Source organism: Devosia sp. 919, from assembly GCF_013185965.1.
GTDB lineage: Bacteria > Pseudomonadota > Alphaproteobacteria > Rhizobiales > Devosiaceae > Devosia.
In genome coordinates this window covers 3,412,129-3,438,810 of record NZ_JABAOL010000001.1, presented here as the reverse complement: position 1 = coordinate 3,438,810, position 26,682 = coordinate 3,412,129, and the positions used below count along the sequence as shown (strand labels likewise).

The window sequence follows — 26,682 nt, the reverse complement described above, 5'->3', positions numbered from 1 at the left end:
TCCAACCTGAATGACAACCGAAGGGGTGGCCAGAGGCAGTAGCCCGGTCGGCCGAAACTCGAAAGCGTGAACGAGGGCTGCACTCTCGGGCGGTGCTGGTTGGCGGGCTCAAGCATTGATGGGGGACAAGGACGCCGCGTTGCGTCTGAGATAGGCTGACATTTGCTTTGGCCGCCGACCGGTTCAAAGGGGCGCGAGAACCGGGCTCTTGCGGAAGATATCGGGGCCAGCCCCATCAATACGGGAACACACCATGACTGGGCACACACCCAAGCCAGAATGGGCGCAAAGTAAACGTGAGCGCGACAATGCGGCCCGGGAAACCGCAGGGCTAAAACCGCGTCGGCGGCTCGGACCCTGGATCGTCCTGGCCCTGCTTGTGCTGGGCGGGGTGGGCTATTTCCTCTGGATGCGAGCCCAACCGGCTCCCGTTGAGCAGGCACCGGTCGCTGAGGCGGCCGAGCCGGTGATGCAGCTCAATCCTCTCGAGATCACCCAGGTGGAGCCTCAGACGCTGCAGCAATTGGTCAAGGTGACGGGCTCCCTTGCACCACAGCGCCAGACCCAGTTGGGTTCGCAGGTGGCGGGCCGGGTTGTGGCCGTGCTGGCCCGGCCGGGCGACACGGTGAACGAGGGCGATGTGCTCATGCAGCTCGACACCGAGAGCCTGCAAATTCAGCTCGACCAGCAGACCAACACCGCCGAAGCCACTCGTGCCCAGTTGCAGCTCGCTGAAAGTCAGCTGGCGCGCACCACTGATCTGATCCAGCGCGGACTGTCCGCTTCATCCGGCCTTGAAGAGGCGCAGTCGAGTGTGGATGCGCTACGCGCCAATCTTGCTGCCTTGGAAGGTCAGGTGGAGGCGGCGCGCATTGCGGTGCAAAACGCCACCCTGCGCGCGAGCATGAGCGGTATCATTTCAGAGCGCGCGGTAGAGCCGGGTCAAACCGTGCAACCTGGAACGCCCCTCTTCACCATTGTCGATCTCAGCCAGATGGAAATGGATGCAGCCGCCCCGGTGGGCGCGAGCAGCCTCGTTGCCGCCGGGCAGCCGGTGTTGATCAACGTGGAAGGGTTTGGAGACCGGACCTTCGACGGCACGGTTGATCGGGTCAACCCCGTAGCCGTAGCAGGCACTCGGACCATCCCGGTTTACATTGGCCTCGATAATCCCGATGGCCTGTTACGCGGCGGTATGTTCGCCACCGGCCAGATCGTGGTTGCCGAAGCGGTCGACGCCTTGGCGGTACCTACCGGTGCGGTGCGCGAGGATGCCGAAGGGTTCTTCCTGCTCAAGGTCGAAGGCGATCACGTCGTGCGTCAAGCCATCGAGCAAGGGTCCACCTGGAAGGGGGGCCGTTTGGTGCAGATCACAGCGGGTCTGCAGCCTGGCGACATGATCGTTACCGCTCCCCTGAGCCAGTTGCAGCCAGGTAATCGCGTCGAGATGGTGGAGGGCTAGATGTTTCTTACCCGGATCAGCGTCAATCAGCCCGTCTTTACCACCATGATCATGGTAGCGATGCTGGTGTTCGGCATCTACTCCTATCAACGACTGCCCATCGAGCAGTTGCCCGATATCGACCTGCCAGTGGTTGCCGTGGTGGTGAGTTATCCCGGCGCTTCCCCTGAGGCCGTGGAAAACGACATTGTCGAGCCGATCGAAGAGGCAGTGAACACGATCAGTGGGCTCGACACCATCCAGTCGACCTCGCAGGCCGGGCAAGCCCTCGTGATCATCATCTTTGACATGAACGTCAACTCGCAGACGGCGGCGCAGGATGTTCGCGACCGGCTGGCCACGGTTGAAGCGAACTTTCCCGACAACGCCGGGGATGCGCAGGTGCTTCGCTTCGATCCTTCCGAGTTGCCGGTGATCTCGCTGGCAGTCAGCTCGGAAACAATGTCGCCGCGCGATCTGACGGCGCTCACCGAGGACGAGATTGTCACGCGGCTATCCAATATTCCCGGCGTAGGACGCGCGACCGTGGTCGGGGGCGTGCCGCGCCAACTCAATGTGCTGGTCGATCCTGATCGCCTGAACGCGTTCAATATTGGGGTCGACCAGGTGCTGCAGGCGCTGCGCCAGGAGAACCAGAACCTACCGGCAGGTTCCATTACCGAAGGTGCGCAGGTGCAATCGATCCAGGTCGAGGGCCGCATCGGCGAGGAAGCCGATTTCCTCGACATCGTCGTGGGGCGCCAGGGTGGTCAGCCAGTTTATCTGCGCGACGTCGCCGTCGTCGAGAATGGGCAGGCGGAGGTGGAAAGCCTCGCGCTGCTGAACGGGCGGCCGGCGCTGGCGATTGACGTTGTCAAAACGCAGGGCGCCAACACGGTGCAGGTCGCCGAGCAGGTGCGCGCCACTTTGGCCGATCTGCAGGCGAACGAACTGCCAGAGAGCGTGCGCATCGACATCGTCAGGGACAACGCCATTCCGGTCGAGCAGTCTTTCCATGCGGTGCAGAACATGCTGATCGAGGGCGCGGTTCTCGCCGTCGTCATCGTGTTCCTGTTCCTCAATTCCTGGCGCTCGACCGTGATCACCGGGCTGACACTGCCGATTTCGATCATCGGCACGATGATCGTGCTGTATTTCCTGGGTTTTACCCTCAACATGATGACGCTAATGGCACTGTCTCTGGCCGTCGGCATCTTGATCGATGACGCCATTGTCGTGCGCGAAAACATCATGCGGCACTTGCATATGGGCAAGTCGCACCGGCAGGCAGCGCTGGATGGCACCAACGAGATCGGCCTGGCGGTGCTCGCCACCACGCTATCCATTGTCGCCGTGTTCATGCCGGTCGCCTTCATGGAAGGCATTTTAGGCCGGTTCTTCCTGCAGTTCGGGGTCACCGTGTCCGTTGCCGTGTTGATCTCACTGTTTGTGGCCTTCACGCTTGATCCGATGATGTCGAGCGTCTGGTATGATCCGGCCGCCCATCCGGGCGCCAAGCGCGGGCCGGTGGGGCGCGCAGTGGCGCAGTTCGACCGGTTTTTTGAGTGGATCGCACAAGGTTACCGTGGCGTGTTGCGCTGGTGCCTCAAATTCCGCAAGACCACGCTTGGGATTGCATTGCTGTCCTTTGTCGGCACCTTCTTCTTGTTCCCGCTTGTGGGCGTGGAGTTTGTTCCGGCGACTGATACGGGTGAATTCCAGGTCGAGATCGAGACGCCTCCGGGTTCCTCCATCGAATACACGGCCAGCAAGGTGCTGCAGGTGGATTCAACGCTCAAGCGCTTCCCCGAGGTCGAAAGCACCTATGCGACAATCAATGCGGGTACGACCACCGGTGACAACCGCGCGACGATTGTGGTGTCCATGGTGGATCAGGGACTGCGTGAGCGCACGCCAACAGAAATGACCATCCCGGTGCGCGAGGCCCTGGCGCAAATTCCGGGAGCGACGTTCATGGTGGGGGCTGCGGGGGGACTTGGGGGGCTAAGTGCGCCGATCTCGGTGACAATTTATGGCGACAACTTCGCTGTGCTGGAGCGGCTAGCCAACCAGTTGCAGGCGCGCATGGAGGAAATCCCGGGCCTAGTTGACGTGCAATCCAGCCTCGATGCCGCCCAGCCCGTCCTGGGCGTGCGCATTGATCGGGATCGCGCCAGTGATCTTGGAGTCAGCCTGCAGCAGATCGGCAATACGCTTGGCCCCATGTTGGGTGGTCAGGATGTGACCGATTGGACCGCGCCTGATGGCGACAGCTACACGGTTTCCGTCCGCCTGCCGGAGTGGGCGCGCGATGACGTTACCGCATTGGGATCGCTGCCGATTACCCAGAGCGGGGCCACGGGCTCCAATGGAATGGTGCGGCTGGATCAAGTCGCTGAGATCGTCCAGTCCACTGGGCCAGGCGAGATTTTGCGGCAGGATTTGTCGCGCCAGGTCAGTGTTGAGGCCGGCCTGGCTGGTGTTGAACTCGGCAACGTCATGCCAGCGGTTCAGGCCGCGACGGAAAGCTTAGTTCTCCCAGCAGGATATAGTGTTTCACTGGGCGGGGATGTGGAACAGCTCAACGAAACCGCGAGTTCGGCCGGTTCGGCGCTGCTGCTGGCGGTGATTGCCATTTATCTTGTGTTGGCCAGCCAGTTTGGCAGTTTCTTGCAACCGCTGGCGATCATGGTGTCGTTGCCGCTGGCGCTGATTGGCGTGATGGTGGGGCTGCTGATCGGCGGGTCCACGCTCAACATGTTCTCGGTGATTGGCTTCATCATGCTGATGGGCCTTGTCGTGAAGAACGCTATCTTGTTGGTAGACAACGCAAATCAGCATGTCAGGGAAGGCTGGAACCTTTACGAGGCGCTGGTGGAAGCGGGCGGCACCCGGTTCCGCCCGATCATCATGACGACCCTCGCGATGATTTTTGGCATGCTGCCATTGGCGTTAAGTTTGCATGAGGGGAGTGGGCAGAATGCGCCGATGGCGCAGGCGGTGATCGGGGGGCTCGTGAGTTCCACGGCGCTGACGCTGGTGGTGGTGCCGGTGATGTTGACCTATCTCGATAGCTTCGCGCGGTTCAGCCGGCGCTTCCTGCCCAAGGCGCCATCCGATGAACCTGAGCAAATTGTCGCGTAAATATAAAGGGTTAGTAGGGAACCATTCGTCCTGCTGCCCGTTGTGAGGGGTAAGCCGGCCCAAGGCGTGGCAGCGACAATTCCAGCCAATGGGTGTGCGCTTCCGCTTCTGCCGCCGCGTTCCTTTTCAGACTGATGGAGGGCGGAGGCGAGGCAAAACCGCTGTTTGTTCATCTAGATGAACCCATTCTGAACGGGTTCTGAACGCGCGGGAGCCAGCCCATTCGCCCGGTGGCGGAGGGCTTGGAGCAGGCTGCCAAGAGACCGGGAAGTTGCCACCCGGCCGAGCTCATAATGCGCTCGATTTATGACTGATGTTGGTGTTGGCGGCACCGCATCCAAAAGCCGGCGCCGTTCGTTTCGCTTTACATAGCCGCTTGGCGGCAGCTTTGGCATAGGAGACTCAATGTCAGCCCCCCTCGCGCAGTCCAAGGCCTATCCGTCCCGGTTCGAAGCGGATGAAAACCCGCTGATCTGTTTCTCCCATCTGCGATGGGACTTCGTGCTGCAGCGGCCACAGCACCTGATGCAACGATTTTCGGCCAAGCGGCGGGTGTTCTTCTTCGAAGAATACATCCCGACCGATCACAACCTGCCTTATCTGGAATATCACCCCTTTGCGGGCACGGAAGTGATTGCCGTCCGGCCAAGGCTGCCGCGGTCCTGGAGCGAAGCGGAGCGGGAGCAGGGCCTTGCGGCGCTGCTCGATCTGATGCTCAAGGTCAATCGCATAAGCAAGCCGGTGCTGTGGTTCTATACGCCCATGATGTTTGGCTTTGCCCGGCATGTGGACGCCGCCGCCGTGATCTATGATTGCATGGACGAGCTGGCCAATTTCCGCTTTGCCCCGGCCCGGCTGCGGGTACTGGAGGCCGACCTGCTGAAGCGGGCCGATGCGGTGTTTACCGGCGGCTACAGCCTTTACGAAGCCAAGCGGCACGCCCACGCCAATATCCACCCCTTTCCATCCAGCGTTGATACCACCCACTTCGCCAAAGCTCGCCGTCCTCGGCAGCTGGGCAAGACCTTTGGCTTCTATGGGGTGATCGACGAGCGGATGGATCTGGACCTGCTGGCTGAGGTTGCAGCCTTGCGCCCAGAGTGGTCGTTCGAGATTGTCGGGCCGGTGGTCAAGATCAGCGCGGCCGATCTGCCCCAGGCATCCAATATCAGCTTTGTGGGCCAGCGCGACTATGCCGATCTGCCGGGCATTGTGGCGAAGTGGGACGTGGCGCTGATGCCCTTTGCGGTCAATGAAGCCACCAAGTTCATCAGTCCCACCAAGACGCCGGAATATCTAGCGGCGGGCAAGCCGGTGGTGTCAACGCCGGTGCCCGATGTGGTGCGCCAATATGGCAAGGTGCGGGGCGTCAGCATTGCGGCGGGTGCCGCGGAATTCGTGGCGGCCTGCGAAGAAGCGCTTGAGCTCGCCGCGGCTCCCGCCGGATGGCTGCCTGGGGTCGACAGGATCCTGGCGGAGATGAGCTGGGACAAGACCGCCATGAATATGGATGCATTGGTGCAGGAGGCAATCGAAGCTGCCAGCGTGCCATTGCGGCTGATGAATGGGCGGACAACGCTCGGGGTGAGCTCGGTATCGGCTTGACCGCCGGAGGCCTGGCGCAGGCCAGGACCTACCGGGCGATCTTAACCTTCGAGCTTGCCTGCGGATTCAGCGCCGACAGGCCACGCGCCGGGCTGTCGGGCTCGCCCCCTATTGCAAAGGAGGCCCCCGGCTGGCGGGGAGAACAAGCCATGCTGGGACAAGACCTTGATGCCGCTGGAGCGGTCCCGTGAGCGCCCCAGCGCCGGCGCCGGCGCCGAAGCTGTTCCAGTCCTTTATGCAGGGCGGGTTCGAATGCTCGACACATAAGCGCAAGAGCGGTTTGCGGCTCGACATCATTGCATCCAGCGAACATGACCAATTTGCCGCTGAGGATTACCGGCAGTTGCAGGACTTCGGCATTCGCACTGTGCGCGATGGCGTGCGCTGGTACCGGATCGAGACCAGCCCGGGCCAGTATGACTGGTCGAGTTGGTTGGGAATGCTGCAAGCGGCCAAAGCGACTGGAACCCAGGTCGTTTGGGACCTGCTGCATTATGGCTGGCCCGACGATATCGATATCTGGAAGCCGATCTTTGTGGACCGGTTCGCCCAGTTCGCGAGGGCTGCGGCGCAACTGGTGCGTGAGCAAAGCGATGCGGTGCCGTTTTATGCTCCGGTCAACGAAATCTCGTTTTTTGCCTGGGCAGGTGGGGATGCGCGCTATCTCAATCCCTTTGCCAGCAAGCGCGCATACGAGCTCAAGGTACAACTGGCGCGCGCGTCACTGGCGGCGATGCGTGCCATTCGCCAGGTGGACGCGCGAGCCCGGTTCGTGCATTGCGACCCCATCATCAACATCGTGGCTTACCCCCGCCGGCCGGAGCAGGCCAAGATAGCGCAAGGGCATACACAGGCGCAGTTCCAGGCGTGGGATATGCTGGCGGGGCGCCTGCTGCCGGAGCTTGGCGGTAGCCCTGATCTGCTCGATATCGTGGGGGTCAATTACTACCACAACAATCAGTGGTTCCATAAAGGGCACACGATCAAGATGAACTCGGCCCATTACCGGCCGCTGCGGCAGATGCTGGCCGACACGCATGCACGCTATGGACGGCCCATGCTGGTGGCGGAAACGGGCATCGAGGATGAGCGCCGGCCGGCGTGGTTTGCCTATGTGGCCGATGAGGTGGCGGCGGCGCGCACCATGGGCGTGCCGATGGAAGGCATCTGCCTTTATCCCGTGCTCAATCATTTCGGCTGGGACGATGACCGGCCGTGCCACAATGGCTTGCTGGAGCATCATCGCGAGGGCGATGGGCGGCGGGTGTATCAGCCGCTCGCCGACGAAATCATGCGCCAACGCGCGGCGCATCCCGATTGGCACTAGTAAGGGGAGCCCGGGGGGCTCCCCTCAGTTGCAGGAGGTCCTAGCCTTCGAGCCAGCGGACCTGTTCGGGCGTCAGCTTGATGTCGAAGGCCGACATGCTGTCATCGAGTTCGGCGAGGGTGCGCGGCCCGATCAGCGGCACGACGGGGAAGGGCTGGTGCAGCACATAGGCCAGGGCCACATGGATGGGGCTCTTGCCGAGTTCCCGCGCGAGTTGCACGGCGCGGTCCCGGCGGCCGAAGTTCTTCTCGTTGTACCAGACGCGGACCAGTTCCTCGTTGTCGAGCTTGTCGCGACCGGCACGGTCGGTAAAGAAGCCGCGCCCCTGGCTCGACCAGGCGAAGTTGGGGATCTGCCGGTCACGGAACCAGGCTTTCCACGCATCGTCCGACGAGGACACGCAGCCGGGCCAGATGACGTCCTGCATTTCGGCGAGGGCGAAGTTGTTGGAGAGGGCGCCGGGCTTCTGCTTGCCGGTCTTTTCGGCATAGGCGATGGCCTCGTCCATGCGCTCGCGCGTCCAGTTGGAGCCGCCAAAGATGCCGCGAATGCGGCCGGCCTGGACCTCGCGGTCCATGGCATCGACAAATTCGCCAACCGGCACGTCCGTGTTGTCGCGGTGCATGAAATAGATGTCGACATAGTCGGTTTGCAGCCGGTCGAGCGACTGGGTCAGCTGCTTGCCGATCTGGTCGGGATAGCAAAGCGGGGAGTGGGCGCCCTTGCCGATCAGCACGGCCTGTTCGCGGGTGCCGCGGCTGGTGTGCCATTGACCAAAGAGGGTTTCGGTATAGCCGGCGCCGTAGACAAAGGCGGTATCGAAGAGATTGCCGTCCTTTTCCCAATAGGCATCCATCAGCACCGAGCCCGAGGCAAAGGTGCGGAAATCCTCAAAGCCCAGCGCCACAGCCGAAAGCGCCTTGGAGAGGCCCGGCAGGTTGCGGCGCGGGATGGTGGTGCCGCCCGCGCGCAAGGCTTCGCCAGAAATGGTCGAGGTGGCGCGGGTCGATTGCTCGATGGCGAACTCGACGCCGGCTTCCTTGCGCCAGAGATCGAGGACCCGCGCATTGCCCAAAGAATCGGCCCAGGACATGCCGGGCGCATCGAGTTGGGTCTTGCCGGCAAGGATCGCCTGACTCGCCGCTTCCGCTTCGAACGAGAACAGATGGGCGTCGATGCCGAGGTCGATGGTTTGCCGGCTGCCATCGGGCCTGACGATGTCGATCCGCCCGGGACCACCGGCATTGTTGGGGCCGCCGGCAAACCAGAAGCGAGGCACTTCGATGCGGCCTTCCGAGCCCATGATGCGCAGGGTGTTGTCGAGATTGACGAGCACGGCGCAGGAGACCTGGGCGATGATGCCATTGGGGAAGGTGAGGGTCGCGGCGGCCCAGTCATCGGTGCCCTCGGCATTGAGGCGCGCGGTGCCGGTGACCTCGACCGGATCGAGGAAAGGCTGGTTCTGGGTAGCGCCGGCGATGAAGCGGGCGATGGAAACAGGATAACAGCCCACATCCATGATGCCGCCGCCGGCCAGATCATTGCTGAACAGGCGATGCTCGGGCATGAAGCGGGGCATCTGGAAGCCAAAGCTCGATTCAATCATCCGAACTTCGCCGATGGCGCCCGAAGCGATGAGCTCGCCGAGTTTGCGGGTCACGGGATGCAGGCGATACATGAAGGCTTCGGCAGCAAAAGTGCCAGCCTGGCGGTGGGCATGGAACACCGCGTCGGTCGCAGCGGCCGACAGCGTCATGGGCTTTTCCACCAGCACATGCTTGCCGGCGCGAGCGGCCTTGATGGCCCATTGCGCATGGAAGGGGTGGGGCGTCGAGATATAGACGGCATCCACTTCGGGATCATCCAAGAGGGCCTGATAACCATCGACGATCCGCGCGCCCGGGAAGTTCTCGGCGAGGTCGGGCTTGCCCGGATTGCGCGCGCCAATGGCAGTGAGCGTGCCGCTCTTGGCTTGGGCGAGGCCGAGCGCGAAGGCCTTGGCGATGCCGCCTGGCCCCAGAATGCCCCAGCGGACGGGATTGGTTGTAGTCATGGTTGGTCCTTTGCAGAAAAGTTGATCAGCGCAGCCGTTGGCCGGCGGCGTCGAAGAGGAAGGCTTTGGCTGAATTGATGGACACCAGCAGCTGATCGCGGCGGGTTTCGTGGCGCGATTCCTCGCGCTCGATCACCAGCGGTTCGCCCGATTTGGTGTTGGCGTAGAGATAGGAGGTGGAGCCGAGATGCTCCGCCACATCAACGGCAAGGGGGAGGTCGAGATCGCCCGCGCCCGCTTCCCCCCAATGTTCAGGGCGCACGCCCAGGGTGACGCGATCGCCCGCGCGCAGGCCCGGCGCGACGACGCGCATGGGCAGGCGGGCGTTGTTCTGGTTGGTGAGCTCGATCACGGTGCCAGTAGCGCCGTTCTGCACCACTTCGCCGGCCAAGAAGTTCATCTTGGGCGAGCCGATGAAACCGGCCACGAACTGGTTGGCGGGATCGTCGTAGAGCTCGAGCGGGGCGCCCATCTGCTCGATGCGGCCTTCGCGCAGCACGACGATCTTGTCGGCAAGGGTCATAGCCTCGGTCTGGTCGTGGGTGACATAGATCATGGTGGTGCCCAGCTCCTTGTGGAGGCGGGCGATCTCGACGCGCATCTGCACGCGCAATTCGGCATCGAGATTGGAAAGGGGCTCATCGAAGAGGAAGGCCTGGGGCTCGCGCACAATGGCGCGGCCAATGGCGACGCGTTGGCGCTGGCCGCCCGAGAGCTGTTTGGGGCGGCGGGCGAGCAGGGGCTCGATCTGGAGGATCGCGGCGGCGCGCTTGACGCGGCGCTCGGTATCGGCGCGATCATTGCCGTTCATGCGCAGCCCGAAGCTCAGATTCTGCTCGACGGTCATGTGGGGGTAGAGCGCATAGGTCTGGAACACCATGGCGATGCCGCGCTCGGCGGGCTCGACATCGTTGACGGTGCGCCCGCCAATGCCGATCTCGCCGGTGCTGATGTCCTCGAGCCCGGCGATCATGCGCAGGAGGGTGGACTTGCCGCAGCCGGAGGGACCAACAAAGACGACGAACTCGCCATCGGCCACATCGAGGCTGACGCCGTGGATGATGGGAACGGCGCCAAAGCGCTTGGTGACATTGCGCAGGGAGACTTCGGCCATGGCGGCGCTCCTATTTGATGGCGCCGGCGGCGATGCCGGCAATGAAGTGGCGCTGCAAGAGGAGGAAGACGACGAGCATGGGCGCGGTCAGCAAAACGGCGCCGGCCATGATGCCGCCCCAGGACACTTTGGTGAGCCCGATCAGCGAGCCCAGCGCCACGGGGGCGGTGAACATGGCGCGGTCGGTCGAGATCAGGAGGGGCCAGAGATAATTGTTCCAGGAGGCGAGGAAGAGAATGATCGAGAGGGCGGCGATGGTGGGGCGGGCGAGCGGCATGGCGACAAAGAGATAGATCTTCCATTCCTTGACGCCCTCGACGCGGGCGGCATCGAAAAGGTCATTGGGCATCATGGAAAAGGCCTGGCGCATGAACAGCACGCCCAGGGAATTAAAGAGCGGCGGCACGATCAGCGCGATCCAGGTATTGGCGAGCTTGAAGTCGCGGGCGACCATGACGAATTGGGGGATCACCACCACGAAATAGGGCAGGGTGATGGTGCCGAGGATGATCGCAAGGACGAGGGGCTTGCCGACAAATTCGTAGCGGGCGAGGGCCCAGCCGGCCATGGAGGTGAGGAATACCGAAAGGGCGGTGTAGATCACGGCGACACCCACCGAAACGCCGAGCGCGCGCAGGAAATCGGTATCGGCCTGCATGTTGGCGATGTTGGCGAAGAACTGGTCGGAGAACCAGAGCTCGATATTGGGCGAGAAGATGCCGTAGTCTGGCATGGTTGAGAAGACCAGCATCATCCAGAGCGGGAAGAGCCATAGGAGCGCCAGCGGCAGGAGCAGCAGGTGGAGGGCGATGGTTTGGGTGCGTTCGCGGCGGGACTTGCTCATTTGGGCTCCCTTCCGAGCCAGAGCTGGGCCAGCGAGATGGCGACGGCCAGCGCGGCGATGGCGTAGGCGACGGTGGAGGCATAGCCGAAGTTGCCCGAGCCAAATCCCTGCCGGTAGAGGAAGAGCCCCAGGGTTTCGGTGGCCTGGCCGGGGCCACCCCGATTGGTGATGAGGAAGGGCTCGGAAAAGAGCTGCATGGTGCCGATGATGGACAGCACGGCGCAAAAGATCAGGATGGGCTTGAGGAGCGGCAGGGTGATGAAAAAGAACTGCCGGACCTTGCTGACGCGATCAAGAGTTGCGGCCTCGTAGACGTCCTCGGGGATGGATTGCAGGCCCGCGAGGATGATGATGGCGTTGTAGCCGGCCCAGCGCCAGGTGACCGCCATGATGAGCACGGCCATGGCGGCGGTGGGGTTGGCGAACCAGTCGACGCGGGGCAGGCCGATGCCGGTCAGCAGCTTGTTGACGATGCCGAAATCGAAGCTGAACATCAGCCGGAAAATGGCGGAATAGGCGACTTCACCCACAACCACCGGGGCAAAGAAGGCGAAGCGGAACAGGGGCCGCGCCTTGAGCTTGGGGGAGTTGAGGAGCACGGCCATGAGGGTGGCGAGCACCAGCATGACGGGCACCTGGATGACGAGGATCACCAGGGTGTTGCGCAGGGCGTTGAAGAAGGCGGGGTCGCCGATCATGCGCGTCCAGTTGAACGCGGGGTTGAACACCCAGGGGTTCACGCGCGTGTTGTGCAGCGAGATCACAAAGGAATTGATGATCGGCCAGATCCAGAAGGCCAGAAAGATCAGCAGATAGGGAGCCAGGAACCCATAGGCCGGGCCATTGCGCAGGCGCATGCAAGAACTCTCCCGCTCCGGACAGTTGTGGAGGGTGAAGGGGTGGGGCGGCCCCGGGGAGCCGCCCGCGCGCGTGATTACTCCGCGATCGGCATGCCGGTGGCGCTGGCGATCTGGTTGGCAGCGTCGTCGAGCGCGGCCTGGGCGTCGGGATATTCGCCGTTGAAGTAGCGGGTCTGGACGGCGCGATAGACCGATTCAGCGTCGTTCAGGAACGCCGTGCCGCGGCTGGGCTGGATGTTGGGCAGGGTCGCAAGGATCTCGGACCAGATGGGCTGGTCGCCCCAATAGGGCTGAGGCTGGCTAACATAGGGATCTTCGAGAGCCGAGATTAGCGAGGGCACGAGGCCAAACTCGCGCAGCATGGTCACCTGGCCGTCATTGGTGGTCAGGGCGTATTTGACGAACTCCCAGGCGGCTTCCTTGTTGGCGGAGTTGTTGGTGATGGCGAGCGAAGAGCCACCCAGATTGGCAGCGTGCGGACCATCGGCGGTGAGGCTGGGCATGGGGTAGACGCCCCATTTGCCGGCGAGATCAGGCGAGCCGTCGCGGATGCTGCCTTCGAACCAGCCGCCATAAACCTGGCTAGCGACGGTGCCGGCGGTGTTGGACTGGATCTTTTCATCCCAGATGGCGGCGGTCAGCGTGCCGGCATCCTTCATTTCCTTGATCTTTTCGAGCGTGGCGACGCAGGCGGGCTGGTTGATGGTGATGGACTGGCCATCCACCGAGTAATAGCCGCAGCCCTGCTCGTTGCCGATCATGCGGAACCATTCGCTGTCGCCGTTGAAATCGGCCTGGGACATGACGACGCCCGGATTGGCTTCGGCGATCTTCTTGCCAGCTTCGATGAAATCGTCCCAGGTCTGGATGGTGGCGGGATCAACGCCAGCCTTTTCATAGAAGTCGCGGCGATAGAATACGGCCACCGGACCCGAATCCCAGGGCATGGCATAGGCCACATCGCCCAATTCGAGTTCGGTGCGCTTAAAATCGGGGAACAGCGCCTGCAGTTCGGGGGTGTAGCCGAGCTCCTTGAGATTGGCAAAGCAATCGGGGAACTGGTTCCAGAAGCCTTCGGCTTCGAAATTTTCGACGGTGACGATATCGGGCATGCCGGCGCCGCCCGCGGCGCAGCCGGCCAGCGTCTTGTCAAAGACCTGCTGGTTGCCCAGGTCCTCCACCGTGACCTTGATGTCAGGGAACTGCTGGTTGAAGCCGGGCACCACCGATTGGAGGGCCGAGGCTGCCACATTCCAGCTCCAGATGGTGATTTCGCCCGACTGAGCCGAGGCCGAGCCAGTCGCCATGGCGGTGGCGAGCGCCAGCGTCGCGCAGGCAAGATGAATGCGCATGAAAGTCCTCCCTTTTTATTTGCTCTTCCCTTGAGCGCTTTCTAAGCTACTCATGTGGTGCCCGGCGTCCCTCCGAAAGGGAATGCCAAGTTGCCGGAAAGTAAGAAGTTGGAAAAACGCTTCTGGGAGCCTGCAAAAAGCGCGGTGGAGCGCGTGCCCAATACTCTGGTGGTCAGCCACGAGCAGCCAGGCATCATGAACACGCCCCATTGGCACGCGCAGGTGGAGATCAATTACATCTTCAGCGGTACGGTGGAGTACCGGATGCACGGGCATAATGTAGCCCTCAAAGCCAACGACCTCTGCATGTTCTGGGGCGGGTTGCCGCACCAGGTGATCGACACCTCGGAAGACGCGTTCTTTGTGGCGATCCACCTGCCGCTGGTGCATTTCTTCCGGCTAAGGCTGCCCGCTGATATGTCGGAAAAGCTGATGCGGGGCGCGACGCTCGTGACCAGCACACCCGACGGCACGGATGCCGGCAATTTCAACCGCTGGTCGCGCTATATGCAGCCGGGCGACGAGAAGCGGGCCGATCACGCCATCAATGAATTACTGCTGCGCATCGAGCGCGTGCAGTTCGAGCCCTGTTATCTCGTCGAACCGGGTGGGGCGAGCAAGGGTGCGCTCGAAGGGCTGGACCAGCAATCCTTCAGCAATGTCAGCAGCATCTGCGATTTCATTGCCGGCAATTTCCGGCATGATATCTGTTCGGCCGATATTGCCTCCTCGGCCGATATCCACCCGAAATACGCCATGTCCGTGTTCAAGAAATCCACCGGCATGACGCTCAATGAGTATGTGAACCTGCTCAGGCTCTCCTATGCGCAGGCGCTGCTGATGCAGGAGGACGCCAATGTGCTGGAGGTAGCAATGGAAAGCGGCTTTGGCTCGCTCAGCGCCTTCAACAAGTCCTTCCGCAAAATTGCCGGTATGGCGCCCAGCGATTTCCGGCGCGATGCCCGGGCTCGGCCGGGTGGAGCGGGCCTGCGCCGGAACTGATTCAAGACGGATCCAGGTGCGAGGGCAGCCGCGCCGACCCGAGGGGCCGGCGCGACGAGAAGCCTGCTTATTCCCTGCTTATTCGATGAAGGTGACGGGAACGCCGGGCTCAACCATGGCGGCGAGTTCCCGGGCATCCCAATTGGTCAGGCGCACGCAGCCATGCGAGCCGGTCTTGTCGATCTTGGAGGGCTCGGGCGTGCCATGGATGCCGTAGGTGGGCTCGGACAGATCGATCCAGACCGTACCGACCGGGCCATTGGGGCCGGGCGGCAAGGTCAGCACCTCGGTGTTGTCGCCCTGCTGGAAATTGACCTCAGGATTGTAGGTATAATCGGGATCGAGCACGACGACCTCGACCATGTGCGTACCCGAGGGTGAAGGATTGTCCTCGCTGCCGATGGTCGCGGGATAGGCGACAAGAAGGCGACCGGTGGCATCATAGGCGCGCAGCATGCCCATGCGCTTGTCGGCCTCGATGGTGGCGACCATGCCCTGCAGGTCAGATCCTGGAGCGGCCACGGCGATTTCTTCGCCTTCGACAAAGCTTGCGCCCGGATTCAACGTCTCGATGAAATTCACATCCATGTGGAATTTTTCGGCAAGCGCTTCGGCGACGCTCGTATAGCCGAGGGATTCGCGCTCGGCCAATTCGGCGTAGTCGCTGGGGAGCGGCTCAACGATATCGGCAACGTCCTCGGCCGTGATGGTGTAGGCCATTACCGCCGGGTCAGGGGTTTCGAGGCGCGCCAGCACTGCAGGATCAAGTGCGCCATTGCCGGGTAGGCCATTAATTGCAGCAAAAGCCATCACCGCCTTGCGGACATTGGCGCCGTCATAGCCATCGATGACGCCAGGAGAAACGCCGGCACGGTCGAGAAGAATCTGGAGGCGCGCGATGGCTGGGTCGGGCAGCTTGGATCCCTCAGCCTCGGCTGACAAGTCGGTGGCGCCCTCGTTCTGCGGGGGCGGTGGCAACGGCTCGGCACTTTCGTCCGGCAAGGGGACGGCAAAGAGCGGCAGCAGCGGCTCAAGGCTGGCAGCGTTGATCGCCTCGGGCGTCAGGGGAGGCGGTGAAGCGGCAGGGAGCTGTTGGGCGGTGGTTGGAAGGGAAAAGGCGACGAGAAGCAGGGGGAGGGAGAGCCGGGCGGCAAATTTCATAATTGATCTCAGGACAAGCAGTTGCCACCTCAACGCCCCATGTCAGCCCAAGTTGCCCCGATTAAACCCTATTCACAGAGGCGAGCCTGACAGGCCGCGCCATGGCAGCCCATATCCACATGGAAATGGTCGTGGTGTTCAGCATTGGCTTCGGGCCCAAGTGTGGTGGAAAAGCTCGAACAGGCCGCATCATGGGCAAAGCGCAGGAACTTGCCCTCGGGCGCGTCGGCGGCGGGCCAATCGCCTTCGACCGTGACGGTGCGGCCATCGGCAAAGGTAAAGCCGACCACATCGAGCGCATTGGCCATGCCGTGCTCGGAAAGGCGATCGGAACTGCCGCCGACCCGGCCACGGCAATTATAGTTGGTGCCGACATCAAGGCTGGCCAGTTCTGTGTTTTCGCGCGCCTGCAGATAGCCATCGATCGCCTCGCCCCATTGCGGCAGCGTCGTGGCCACTTCGCAGGTCAGGGTGGCTTCGCTCGACAGCGGCACCATGCGGCCGTTGACCAGGATCCCGGTTACCGCCAGGGGGGACTGAGTGCCGCATTCGCCTTCATCGATGGGGGGCAGCAGCTTGGCTTCGATCTGGCCGCCGATCACAGCGGGGCACTGGGTTTGATAGGGGCGAGGCGGCTCGGCGGGTTCGGCGACCTCGGCGGGTTCTTGCGCGGCGGGTGCGGCATCCGCGGGCGGTTGCTCGGCTTCTGGTGCGTCCAGATCGCCCTCAGGTCGCTCGGCGCCGGCCTCGGGCGCGTTTGCGTCAGCCTCGGGGGCTTCCGCCTCGGCGTCGGCGGGCGCTGTTGCATCCGCTGGGGGCGCGTCGGTCAGGCCTTCGGGCCGGTCCCGCGGCATGGGCGGAATTGCCTCGGGCGCTTCCTGGGCGAGCGCCAGCGAGGACAAAAGCAGCATGACGGTAAGCAGTGAGGTGCGTAACATGGTGGCAGAACGCGGCTGAACGCCGCGCGTTGCCAATGCGATTCAACTTTGCCTCAAGAACGAGCGCAGCCGGTCGACACCGGTATCGATGCGTTCCGGCGCCGCGGCAAAGCACCAGCGCAGCCAGCCTTCGCCTTCATCGCCAAACGCACTCCCCGGCGCAAGGCCCAGCCCCGCTTCGGCCACGAGGCGCTTGGCAAGGGCCAGCGAGTCGGCGTGGCCGTCGACGCGGAAAAAGGCGTACATAGCGCCATCAGCTTCCGGCAGGGTGACGCCGGGCAGCTGGCGCAGGGCTGTCAGCAGGGTGGCGCGGGCCTCCCCCAGTTCACGGTGGATCTGCGTCACGGTGGCGGCGCTGGCCGGATCGGTGAGGGCGGCGAGACCCCCGGCCTGCACGAATTCGGGTACGCAGGACGTGTTGTATTCGATGAGCTTTTCGAGCTGGGGCACGAGGTTGGTGGGCAGCACCAGCCAGCCCAGCCGCCAGCCGGTCATGCGCCAGGTCTTGGAGAAGCTGTTGACGACGATGAGGCGATCTTGGGGATCGGCGACCGAGAGCATCGAAGGCGCGGCGGTTTGGCCTGGGGTGAACACCAGCCGGTCATAAACTTCGTCCGACAAGATCCAGATGCCGCGCTGGCGGCAATGGGCGAGGATGGCGGCTTGCTGCTCGGGTGTGATGGTCCAGCCGGTGGGGTTGTTGGGCGAGTTGATGACGAGCATGCGCACGTCGTCGGTAAGGGTGGCGAGCAGGTGGTCGAGGTCAAGCTGCCAGCGGTTGTTGATGACGCTGAGGGGGAACCGGGTGACCTCGGCGCCGAGGATCTTGGGGATCTCGGCGATGTTGGGCCAGATGGGGGTGACGACAACTACCCGATCGCCCGGGGATAGGACGAGCTGGCTGCCCAACATCAGGGCCGATACGCCAGAGCTGGTAACGCCGACGCGGTCGGGGCCGAGGGTGATGTTGCGCAGTTGGGAAATGTAGCTCGCGATCGCGGTGCGCAGGGCGGGGCGGCCCAAATTTTGGGTATAAAAGGTGTTGTTGCGCTCCAGCGATTCCACCGTGGCGGCGCGGATAAAGGCGGGGGTGGGCTGATCGCTTTCACCAAACCAGAACGGAACCACATCGCTGCGATCCATGCCGGCATTGGCAACCTCGCGGATGCGGGACGGGGCCAAATCAAGCACCGCCTGGCGGGCCTGGGGTGGTGAAGCGAGATGTTGGTGCATGAGATCAATCCACTGCTGGGTGGGGCGATGGGTTGCCCCGCAAATCAAGGCGCAGCTATGCCGATTGGCGCGGCCAAGGCAATCGCTTCCAGCACGGAGCAGGCGCTTGACTTCGCGGGTGTGCTGCCGCTAAATCGTATCGGATAGGATATAGTTATGATCAATATTGCCGCGGAAGATGCTCGGCGGGTGAGTGAAGCGGCGCTGAGGCGAGCTGGGGTTCCCCCGGAGGCAGCGGCGCTGCAGGTGGATCTGCTGCTGGAGGCAGAGCTGCGGGGGCGCCCGTCGCACGGCTTGCTGCGGTTGCCGCGCTTGACTGACCGCATGGCTAATGGCGTTACCAGCCCCACCGCGACCGGCAATATGACCTGGCGGAGCGAGAATTTCCTACAGGTCAACGGCGAGGATGGGCTGGGGCCGGTGGTGGCGATGGCGGCGCTGGAGCTTGCGGCCGAACGGGCGCGGCAGAGTGGAGTCGTGGTGGTGGCGATTGCGCACAGCAATCATTTGGGCATGCTGGCCTGGTATGCCGAGAAGCTGGCGCGGGACGGGCTGGTGACGCTCGGGTTCACCACGAGCGAAGCGCTGGTGCATGCCTGGGGCGGGCGCACGCCCATGCTGGGCACCAATCCGGTGGCGATCGGGGTGCCGCAGCCGGGCGATCCGTTTGTGCTGGATATGGCCACGAGCCTGGTGTCCATGGGCCAGATCTATGACTATGCGCAGCGCGGGCAAGCCTTGCCGGAAGGTTGGGCGCTGGACGCCGAGGGGGAGCCGACCACCGATCCGGAAGCGGCCAAAAAGGGCTCGATTGCCCCGTTTGGCGAAGCCAAGGGCTATGCACTGGGGCTCGCGCTTGAACTGCTGGTGGTGGCGCTCACTGATTCAGCTATCGGGCGCGACGTCACTGGAACGCTCGATTCCACCCGGCCGGCCACCAAAGGCGATGTGTTCATCCTGATTGATCCAGATTTGCAGCCGGGCACGTCGGCGCGGATAGCCGCTTATCTCGACCTGGTGCGCGCTTCGGGCGATGCCGAGGGGGCGCGCAAGGTAGCGGTGCCGGGCGACCGGGCGATGCGCGTGCGGGCGGAGCGACTCCAAACGGGTATTGCCTTGCCCGAGCCGCTTTGGGCCAAATTATGCGAATTGGCCGGTGATCCGGCTTCCACAACGAAAGAGCTGACATGAGCATCTATGGCGCCATCCGCAGTCCGCGGGCGATCTATTTTGGCGCCGGCCAGCGGCATGCGCTGCCCGCTATCGTGGCGGGGCTGGGTCAGCGCGTCCTCCTGTGCTCGGATGAACGGTTCAACCAGGACCCCAAGCTCAGCGCGATCCGCGCGGCGCTGGAAGGGGCGGGGCTGCGCACGGAGCTTTATGACGGCACCATCGCCGAATTGCCGCTGGCCTGTATCGCGGAGGCGACGGCCAAGGCGCGCGCGTTCGGGCCCGATGTGATTGTGGGGATCGGCGGGGGCAGTTGCCTTGACCTGGCCAAGCTGGTGGCGCTGACCCTGACGCATGGCGACGAGCTTTCCAAATTCTACGGCGAGTTCAAGGTGCCCGGCCCGGTGTTGCCGGTGGTGGCGGTGCCGACCACGGCGGGGACGGGCTCGGAGGTGACGCCCGTGGCGGTGCTGGCTGATCCCGTGCGGATCTCCAAGGTGGGGATTTCCAGCCCCTATCTGATCCCGGAAGTGGCGGTGTGTGATCCCGAGCTGACGTCGACCTGCCCACCCGGGCTGACGGCGGTGGCGGGTGCCGATGCGCTGACCCACGCGATCGAGGCGTTTACCGCCATCAAGCATCCGATGGACCCGGGGCGCGCCCTCCAGCAGGTGTTTATCGGCAAGAACACCCAGAGCGACGCGCAGGCGCGGATCGCCATTGCCGCGCTGGCGGGCAATCTGGCGGCGGCTGTGGCCGATGGGGGCAATGCCGCGGCGCGCGAGCAGGTGATGTATGGGGCGCTTTGCGCCGGCCAGGCCTTTGGCGTGGCGGGCACGGCGGCGGCCCATGCCATTCAATATCCCGTGGGGGCGCTGACCAAGACCGCCCATGGGCTTGGGGTGGCGGTGCTGATGCCCTATGTGATGGACTACAACCGATCAGCCTGCGGGCCGGAATTCACCGAGATCGCCCGCCTGTTCGGCATCACGCAAGGCGAGGAGGCCCAATTGGCTGATGCGGCGATCGAGGCTGTAGCCGAACTCTTTGCCACCTTGGGTATTCCGCGTACCCTGGCCGAGCTGGGCGTTCCCGTCGAGCGGCTCGACTGGGTCGCCGAGCAGTCGCTGCTGTCGGCCCGGCTCGTCAACAACAATCCACGACCTCTCGATCTGGCTGCCATGCAGCAGATTGTCCAAGCAGCTCATGCCGGCGATCGCGATCGCCTGCGCCGCCATTGAACCAAAGGCAGTTCCCATGTCCCAGTCATCAGCAATCCGCGCTCAGGGCGATTACGACAATCTCGCCACCGATCTGTTTATTGGCGGCCGTTGGCGTCCCGCTTCAAGCGGGGAGCGGATCGACGTGTTCGATCCCTCCACCGAAGAGGTGATCACCACCGTTGCCAATGCCAGCGTCGAGGATGGCATTGCGGCGGTGGATGCTGCCGCTGCCGCTGCGGCAGGCTGGGCCGCAACTGCACCGCGCAAGCGCAGCGACATCCTGATGAAGGCCTATGGCCTGATGACCGAACGCGCCGAATGGCTGGCTGAGTTGATCTCGCGCGAGAATGGCAAGGCGCTGCCCGATGCGCGGGGCGAGGTGGCCTATGCGGCCGAGTTCTTCCGCTGGTATGCCGAGGAAGGCGTGCGGCTCAACGGCGAAATCTCGATGGCGCCGAGCGGCAACAACCGCATCATCGTGCAGTACCAGCCGGTGGGCATTGCCGTGCTGGTGACGCCGTGGAATTTCCCGGCGGCAATGGCCACCCGCAAGATCGGGCCGGCGCTGGCGGCGGGCTGTACCTGCATCCTCAAGCCCGCGACCGAAACGCCGCTGACCGCCTATGCCATGGCCGAGATCCTCGCCGAAGCGGGTGTGCCCGACGGCGTGGTCAATGTGGTCACGACCGGCAAGTCAGGTCCGGTGATCAGCGCCATGCTGCATGATCCGCGGGTGCGCAAGCTCTCGTTCACCGGCTCGACGGAAGTCGGGCGTGTGCTGCTCAAGGAAGCGGCCGACCAGGTGATCAATTGCTCCATGGAACTGGGCGGCAATGCGCCGTTCGTGGTGTTCGATGATGCCGATATCGATGCGGCGGTGGATGGCGCGATGATCGCCAAGATGCGCAATGGCGGGGAGGCCTGCACGGCTGCGAACCGCTTTTACGTGCAGCGCGGCGTTCTGGAAGCCTTTGCCGAGAAGTTCGCCGCGCGCATGAAGGCGCTTCAGGTTGGGCCGGGCTATCATCCCACAACGCAGCTGGGGCCGCTGGTCAATGCCAAGAGCCGCGACAAGGTGGCTTCGCTGGTGAGCGATGCGGTGTCGCGCGGTGCGCGGGTGGTGACGGGCGGCTCGGTCCCCGAGCGCAAGGGCTTTTACTACGAAGCCACCATTCTGGCGGATGTGAGCCCTGAAGCAGCGCTGGTGCATGAAGAGATCTTTGGGCCGGTGGCGCCAATCGTCGCCTTCGACAGCGAAGAGGAAGCTATCCGGCTGGCCAATGACACCGAATATGGGCTCGTGGCCTATGTCTATTCCGGTGACCTGGCCCGGGGCCTGCGGGTCTCCGAGCGGATCGAGAGCGGGATGATTGCGCTCAATCGCGGCCTCGTATCCGATCCTGCTGCCCCCTTTGGCGGGGTCAAGCAGAGTGGGCTCGGACGCGAAGGGGCCCATCATGGCCTGCTGGAATTCACCGAAGCCAAATATATCGCCACGTCCTGGTAAGTCCCGAGCGGCGGGCACGGCCCGCCGCTAGTTACCCACTTGCTGGTTGCGAGCCCCGGACCGCGACAAACGGGGCCAGAAAAGACCGGCTCGGGCCCGATAGTCCTCGTAGTCGCTGGACATGGACGTGCCGGCGAAATGCCGCTCCTCGCTCCGTGCAGCCAGAATGTACATGACGATGATGGCAACCAGGGTCGGAATGGCCAGGGGCGACCAGGCCGCTATCGCCCACCCCGCCCAGAACATAATATAGGATGTGTAGAAGGGGTGCCGCACATAGCGATAGGGGCCGCTCTGCAACAGCGTCCTGGGTTGATTTGCGTCAAAGGCAAAGCGCAGCTGCGCGTAGCGTGAGGCGTGAATGGCCGACCAGAACAAAGCCATGGCCGCCAGCTCCAGAAGTAAGCCGACCGACTTTGCCAATATAGGCTGTTCATCACTCCAAATAATGACGGTGTAGATGATCGCGGTCAGCAGGACAAGCGCCGCGAGCAAAGCTGCGGGCCACTGCATCTTGTCCGAAACAAAGTGTCCTCTTGTTGCCCAAATGTGCTGGGCCACAACGCTCCAACTGATGACAGTGACGATAAGATCAAGCGCGGAGTTCAATTCGACCTCTCGGGTTGGAGACTGTCATTTGCCGACAAGGCCGGGGGAGTGTCAACTTGTGATCGGCTCCGGACCGAATAATTCGGTTAAGGATGCCGCTTAAGGCTTCCGCAAACTTAGAGGGGCATTGGTGGTCCGAAGGGAGCCTCTGCTATGCGGGCCAGAAGCAAAGTCATCAGGACACGCTATTCTGATATTGCCTTGCGCGACAGCGGCGGCGCCGGATACCCGCTCCTGTTGCTGCATGGTTCCGGCGCTTCGACCGATGCGTTCCGCCGGCAGTTCGACAGCCCAATGCTGCAGCCGCTCCGCCTCCTCGCGGTGGACCTGCCCGGGCATGGGCATTCCACCGATGCAGTGGATCTGGACGGCTATAGCCTCACGCATCTGGCCGAGGCGGTTCTTGAGGTGCTGGGCCAGCTCAATCTCAACCAGGTCGCGGTGTGCGGCTGGTCGCTGGGCGGCCATATCGCCATCGAAATGATGGCCCGCAGTGCTTGGATCAGCGGCGCCATGCTGGTTGGCACGCCGCCAGTGGCCAAGGGCCCGATTGGCATGCTGCGCGGGTTCCGACCAAGCTGGGATATGCTGCTGGCCAGCAAGCCTGAGTTTACCCCACGCGACGCAAGGCGCTTTCTTGCCATGTGCTATGGCGAGGGCGAGCCAGATGAGCTCAACAGGCAGGCGCTGGCCCGCGCCGACGGGCGGCTGCGGCAGAATTTTTTCAGGAGCATGATGCGAGGCGATGGCGCCGACCAGAAGCGGGTCGTGGAATCGGCTGAGATCCCTGTCGCCCTGGTTAATGGCAGCGATGATCCGGTGGTGCGCCTGCATTACCTCGAAACTCTGACCGTTCCACAGCTCTGGACCGGAAAATGCCTGACCATTCCAGCGGCGGGCCATTCGCCGTTCTGGAGCCAGGCCGAACTCTTCAACGGGCTGCTGGCGCGGTTCGTGCGGGATGTGGAAGCGCATCAGTTTTCCGCCGGTCTGCGCAAGGCGAGGCGCGCCTGAGGGGCGCCAGCTTTCAGCAGTTGCCAGCCACGAAGCGGCGGAGCGGCAACGTGCCATGGCCGGGGTGGCTTTCGGGGCGCGCCAATCTGCTGTAATCGGTGCCAAAGATTTTTCACCGCCGCCATTCATGGCGGCGGATTAGTTTGGACACCACAGCGCATGATCCGCCTCGACAATATCGGCAAGCAAAACGGCAAGCAGATCGTCTTTATCGATGCCTCGGCCAGCTTGTTGAAGGGCGAAAAAGTGGGACTGGTTGGCCCCAATGGCGCCGGCAAGACCACGCTGTTCCGCCTGATCACCGGCGAGGAGCAGCCCGACGAGGGCCAGGTTTCGGCGGATCGCGGCATCACCATTGGTTATTTCAGCCAGGATGTGGGCGAGATGAGCGGGCGCAGCGTCGTGTCCGAAGTGATGGACGGCGCTGGGCCGGTCAGTGCGCTGATCAGCGAGATGCGGGCGCTCGAAGCTGATATGGGCGACCCCGACAAGGCCGACGAGATGGACGCCATTATCGAGCGCTATGGCGAAGTGCAGCACCAGTTCGAGGAACTGGACGGCTATTCGCTCGATGGACGGGCGCGCGAAGTGCTCGATGGGCTGGGTTTTTCCCAGGAGATGATGGACGGCGATGTCGGAAAGCTGTCGGGCGGCTGGAAGATGCGCGTGGCGCTGGCGCGTATCCTGTTGATGCGCCCCGATGCGCTGCTGCTCGACGAGCCAAGCAACCACCTCGACCTGGAATCGCTGATCTGGCTGGAAGCGTTTCTGCAGAACTATCAGGGCGCGCTGTTCATGACCTCGCACGACCGCGAATTCATGAACCGCATCTGCACCAAGATCGTCGAGATCGATGCGGGCGGGCTCACCACCTATTCGGGTAATTACGAGTTTTATCAGCAGCAGCGCGCCATTGCCGAAAAGAACCAGCAGGCGCAATTCGAGCGCCAGCAGGCGATGCTGGCCAAGGAGCTCGATTTCATCGCCCGTTTCAAGGCGCGCGCCAGCCACGCCGCGCAGGTGCAGAGCCGGGTGAAAAAGCTCGACAAGATCGACCGGGTCGAGCCGCCCAAGCGGCGCCAGACGGTGGATTTCGAGTTCCGCCCCGCGCCCCGCTCGGGCGAGGACGTGGCGCTGCTCAAAGGCGTGAGCAAGAGCTATGGCAGCCGCTCGATCTATGACGGGCTCGACTTTCATGTGCGGCGCAAGGAGCGCTGGTGCATCATGGGGGTCAATGGCGCGGGTAAATCGACCCTCCTCAAGCTCGTGACCGGCACGACCGAGCCGGACGAGGGCACGGTGTCGCGCGGGCCATCGGTCAAGATGGCCTATTTTGCCCAGCATGCCATGGATGTACTCGATGGCGATCTGACCGTGTTCCAGCAGCTGGAAAGCTCGTTTCCTCAGGCGGGGCAGGCGCCCCTTCGCGCGCTGGCGGGAGCGTTCGGGTTTTCGGGCGACGAGATCGACAAGAAGTGCCGGGTGCTGTCGGGCGGGGAAAAGGCGCGGCTCGTGATGGGGATGATGCTGTTCGATCCCCCGAACTTCCTCGTGCTCGACGAGCCCACCAACCATCTCGACATCGCCACCAAGGAGATGCTGATCACCGCGCTCAGCCAATATGAGGGCACGATGCTGTTCGTGTCGCACGACCGGCATTTCCTCGCGGCGCTGTCCAACCGGGTGCTGGAGCTGACGCCCGAGGGTGTGCATGTTTATGGCGGGGGCTATACCGAATATGTGCAAAGCACCGGCCAGGAGGCGCCGGGGCTCCGCAGCTGACCGATGGCCCGATCTGGGTTATGGTTGGCCTCGGGGGAGTGCAGCTCGGGGAGGGGCAGCCATGCCGGGGCATCGGATCTATGGGATGCGCTTCGCCAGCGTTTATCCGGCCTATGTCGCCAAGGCGGAGCGCAAGGGGCGCAGCAAGGCGGAGGTGGATCGCATCATCTGCTGGTTGACCGGGCATGATGAAGCGAGCCTTGCGGGTGTGCTGGCAGCGGGCACCAATTTCGAGGATTTCTTTGCCCAGGCGCCGCAGATGAACCCGGATCGGGCGCTGATCCGGGGCGTTGTTTGCGGTGTGCGGGTGGAGGAGATCGAGGAGGCCACGATGCGCGAGATCCGCTATCTCGACAAACTGGTCGATGAACTGGCCAAGGGGCGACCGATGGAAAAGATCCTGCGCAGCTGACGGTTGCCCGAGGGGGCGGGGACAGCTATGCCCGCTGCATTAGGCAGCAGGCGGAGTTGGGTGTTTGGGGGCGGATCAGAGCAGGATTGCGGTGATTGGGCTGGGGGCAATGGCCCGCAGCCTGATCGGGGCGCTGGAAGCGCGGGGCGATGGGCTGGCGGTAGGGGCGGCACTGGTGCGCAGCCCGGCCGAAGCGGGCAATTTGGAGGTGTTCAGCACGGTCGAGCAGCTGATCGGCTGGGGGCCGTCGCTGGTGGTGGAATGTGCCGGGCACGAGGCGGTGGCGCGGCATGTGCCGGCTTTGCTCAAGGCCGGGGTGCCGGTGGTGGTGGCGTCCGTGGGGGCGTTGGCGGATCCCGAGCTCAGAACGCGGGTGGCGGGGAGCGTCACGGCTGCCGGACGGCTGACGCTGGTGCCGGGGGCGATCGGCGGGCTCGATGTGCTGCGGGCGGCGCGACTGGCGGGGCTCGACGCGGTGGTTTATTGCGGCACCAAGCCACCGCAGGCCTGGGCGGGCAGCCATGCCGAGACGCTGGTGGCGCTCGGCTCGATTACGGAAGCGGCGGAGTTCTTCAGCGGCACGGCGGCGGAGGCAGCGCGGCTGTTTCCCAAGAACGCCAATGTGTGTGCGGCGGTGGCGCTGAGCGGGCTGGGATTTGAGGCAACGCAGGTGCGGCTGGTGGCGGACCCGGCAGCGGGGGGCAACCGGCACGAGGTGCTGGCGCGGGGGGCGTTCGGGCAGTTCGAGATCGCGCTCGAGAATGCGGCGCTGCCGGACAATCCGCGCACCTCGTGGCTGGCAGCGCTAAGCGTGGAAGCGGCGGTGCGGGAGTTTTTTGCGGCCTCGCCGATCGGATAAAGAAAAGCCCCGGGTTTGCCGGGGCTTTTTGT

General features: G+C 63.5%; 19 protein-coding genes and 2 pseudogenes. 12 read left to right on the top strand and 9 right to left on the bottom strand.

The window, feature by feature from the left end; genetic code table 11:
- The first annotated feature begins 253 nt into the window (after positions 1-253).
- The 4 genes and pseudogenes from HRQ64_RS16560 to HRQ64_RS16545 form a co-directional block, all read left to right on the top strand.
- Positions 254-1,462, top strand: a complete 1,209-nt coding sequence (locus HRQ64_RS16560; RefSeq protein WP_172124438.1) for an efflux RND transporter periplasmic adaptor subunit — start codon at positions 254-256, stop codon at positions 1,460-1,462.
- A complete protein-coding gene (locus HRQ64_RS16555; protein WP_172124436.1) occupies positions 1,463-4,585 on the top strand; it encodes an efflux RND transporter permease subunit in 3,123 nt (1,040 codons plus the stop codon).
- A gap of 525 nt (positions 4,586-5,110) precedes the next feature.
- A pseudogene (locus tag HRQ64_RS16550) lies at positions 5,111-6,118 on the top strand (glycosyltransferase); the annotation flags it as partial.
- Between the two features lie 280 nt (positions 6,119-6,398).
- Positions 6,399-7,517 (top strand): annotated as a pseudogene (locus HRQ64_RS16545) (glycosyl transferase family 1); the annotation flags it as partial.
- A 40-nt stretch (positions 7,518-7,557) separates the two neighbouring features.
- Here the strand turns inward: HRQ64_RS16545 and HRQ64_RS16540 are convergent.
- From HRQ64_RS16540 to HRQ64_RS16520, 5 genes are all read right to left on the bottom strand, one after another.
- The gene (locus HRQ64_RS16540) at positions 7,558-9,570 is read right to left on the bottom strand and encodes an aldo/keto reductase (RefSeq protein ID WP_172124432.1); all 2,013 of its coding nucleotides are present in this window, start codon (positions 9,568-9,570) and stop codon (positions 7,558-7,560) included.
- A 25-nt stretch (positions 9,571-9,595) separates the two neighbouring features.
- Positions 9,596-10,684, bottom strand: coding sequence for a sn-glycerol-3-phosphate ABC transporter ATP-binding protein UgpC (gene ugpC, locus HRQ64_RS16535; protein ID WP_172124430.1), 1,089 nt, complete (start codon positions 10,682-10,684; stop codon positions 9,596-9,598).
- Positions 10,685-10,694: 10 nt separating this feature from the next.
- Positions 10,695-11,528: a carbohydrate ABC transporter permease gene (locus tag HRQ64_RS16530; RefSeq protein ID WP_127754156.1), complete on the bottom strand. Its 834-nt coding sequence runs from the start codon at positions 11,526-11,528 to the stop codon at positions 10,695-10,697.
- Positions 11,525-12,385, bottom strand: a complete 861-nt coding sequence (locus tag HRQ64_RS16525) for a sugar ABC transporter permease (RefSeq protein WP_172124428.1) — start codon at positions 12,383-12,385, stop codon at positions 11,525-11,527. The genes HRQ64_RS16530 and HRQ64_RS16525 overlap by 4 nt, the downstream gene beginning before the upstream one ends.
- A gap of 77 nt (positions 12,386-12,462) precedes the next feature.
- Positions 12,463-13,740, bottom strand: coding sequence for an ABC transporter substrate-binding protein (locus HRQ64_RS16520; protein WP_172124426.1), 1,278 nt, complete (start codon positions 13,738-13,740; stop codon positions 12,463-12,465).
- Between the two features lie 153 nt (positions 13,741-13,893).
- Here HRQ64_RS16520 and HRQ64_RS16515 point away from each other — a divergent pair, with 153 nt between their 5' ends.
- Positions 13,894-14,742, top strand: coding sequence for a helix-turn-helix domain-containing protein (locus tag HRQ64_RS16515; RefSeq protein ID WP_349236718.1), 849 nt, complete (start codon positions 13,894-13,896; stop codon positions 14,740-14,742).
- 78 nt (positions 14,743-14,820) lie between these two features.
- Here the strand turns inward: HRQ64_RS16515 and HRQ64_RS16510 are convergent, their stop codons facing one another.
- The 3 genes from HRQ64_RS16510 to HRQ64_RS16500 all read right to left on the bottom strand — a co-directional run bounded on the left by HRQ64_RS16510 (position 14,821) and on the right by HRQ64_RS16500 (position 18,074).
- Positions 14,821-15,903 carry a L,D-transpeptidase family protein gene (locus HRQ64_RS16510; protein ID WP_172124424.1) on the bottom strand — a complete coding sequence of 361 codons (1,083 nt, stop codon included), beginning with the start codon at positions 15,901-15,903 and terminating at the stop codon, positions 14,821-14,823.
- Positions 15,904-15,971: 68 nt separating this feature from the next.
- Positions 15,972-16,841, bottom strand: coding sequence for an extensin family protein (locus tag HRQ64_RS16505; protein ID WP_172124422.1), 870 nt, complete (start codon positions 16,839-16,841; stop codon positions 15,972-15,974).
- Between the two features lie 42 nt (positions 16,842-16,883).
- On the bottom strand, positions 16,884-18,074 hold the full coding sequence (locus HRQ64_RS16500; RefSeq protein WP_172124420.1) for a pyridoxal phosphate-dependent aminotransferase: 1,191 nt from the start codon (positions 18,072-18,074) through the stop codon (positions 16,884-16,886).
- A gap of 156 nt (positions 18,075-18,230) precedes the next feature.
- Between HRQ64_RS16500 and HRQ64_RS16495 the strand changes: the two genes are divergently transcribed.
- Genes HRQ64_RS16495 through HRQ64_RS16485 form a run of 3 tightly spaced genes read left to right on the top strand, consistent with a single transcriptional unit; the run spans position 18,231 to position 21,974 of the window.
- Positions 18,231-19,265, top strand: coding sequence for an Ldh family oxidoreductase (locus tag HRQ64_RS16495; RefSeq protein WP_172124418.1), 1,035 nt, complete (start codon positions 18,231-18,233; stop codon positions 19,263-19,265).
- A complete protein-coding gene (locus HRQ64_RS16490; protein WP_172124416.1) occupies positions 19,262-20,485 on the top strand; it encodes an iron-containing alcohol dehydrogenase in 1,224 nt (407 codons plus the stop codon). Before HRQ64_RS16495 ends, HRQ64_RS16490 begins: the two co-directional genes overlap by 4 nt.
- A 16-nt stretch (positions 20,486-20,501) precedes the next feature.
- Positions 20,502-21,974, top strand: coding sequence for an NAD-dependent succinate-semialdehyde dehydrogenase (locus HRQ64_RS16485; protein WP_172124414.1), 1,473 nt, complete (start codon positions 20,502-20,504; stop codon positions 21,972-21,974).
- 27 nt (positions 21,975-22,001) lie between these two features.
- Here HRQ64_RS16485 and HRQ64_RS16480 read toward each other — a convergent pair whose 3' ends face one another.
- A complete protein-coding gene (locus HRQ64_RS16480) occupies positions 22,002-22,583 on the bottom strand; it encodes an isoprenylcysteine carboxylmethyltransferase family protein (RefSeq protein WP_172124412.1) in 582 nt (193 codons plus the stop codon).
- A 153-nt stretch (positions 22,584-22,736) separates the two neighbouring features.
- Between HRQ64_RS16480 and HRQ64_RS16475 the strand changes: the two genes are divergently transcribed.
- From HRQ64_RS16475 to HRQ64_RS16460, 4 genes are all read left to right on the top strand, one after another.
- Positions 22,737-23,597 carry an alpha/beta hydrolase gene (locus HRQ64_RS16475; protein ID WP_172124410.1) on the top strand — a complete coding sequence of 287 codons (861 nt, stop codon included), beginning with the start codon at positions 22,737-22,739 and terminating at the stop codon, positions 23,595-23,597.
- A 159-nt stretch (positions 23,598-23,756) separates the two neighbouring features.
- Positions 23,757-25,379, top strand: a complete 1,623-nt coding sequence (locus HRQ64_RS16470) for an ABC-F family ATP-binding cassette domain-containing protein (protein ID WP_172124408.1) — start codon at positions 23,757-23,759, stop codon at positions 25,377-25,379.
- A 61-nt stretch (positions 25,380-25,440) separates the two neighbouring features.
- Positions 25,441-25,791 carry a DUF2200 domain-containing protein gene (locus tag HRQ64_RS16465; RefSeq protein WP_172124406.1) on the top strand — a complete coding sequence of 117 codons (351 nt, stop codon included), beginning with the start codon at positions 25,441-25,443 and terminating at the stop codon, positions 25,789-25,791.
- Positions 25,792-25,882: 91 nt separating this feature from the next.
- On the top strand, positions 25,883-26,650 hold the full coding sequence (locus tag HRQ64_RS16460; RefSeq protein WP_349236742.1) for an aspartate dehydrogenase: 768 nt from the start codon (positions 25,883-25,885) through the stop codon (positions 26,648-26,650).
- Positions 26,651-26,682: the final 32 nt, after the last annotated feature.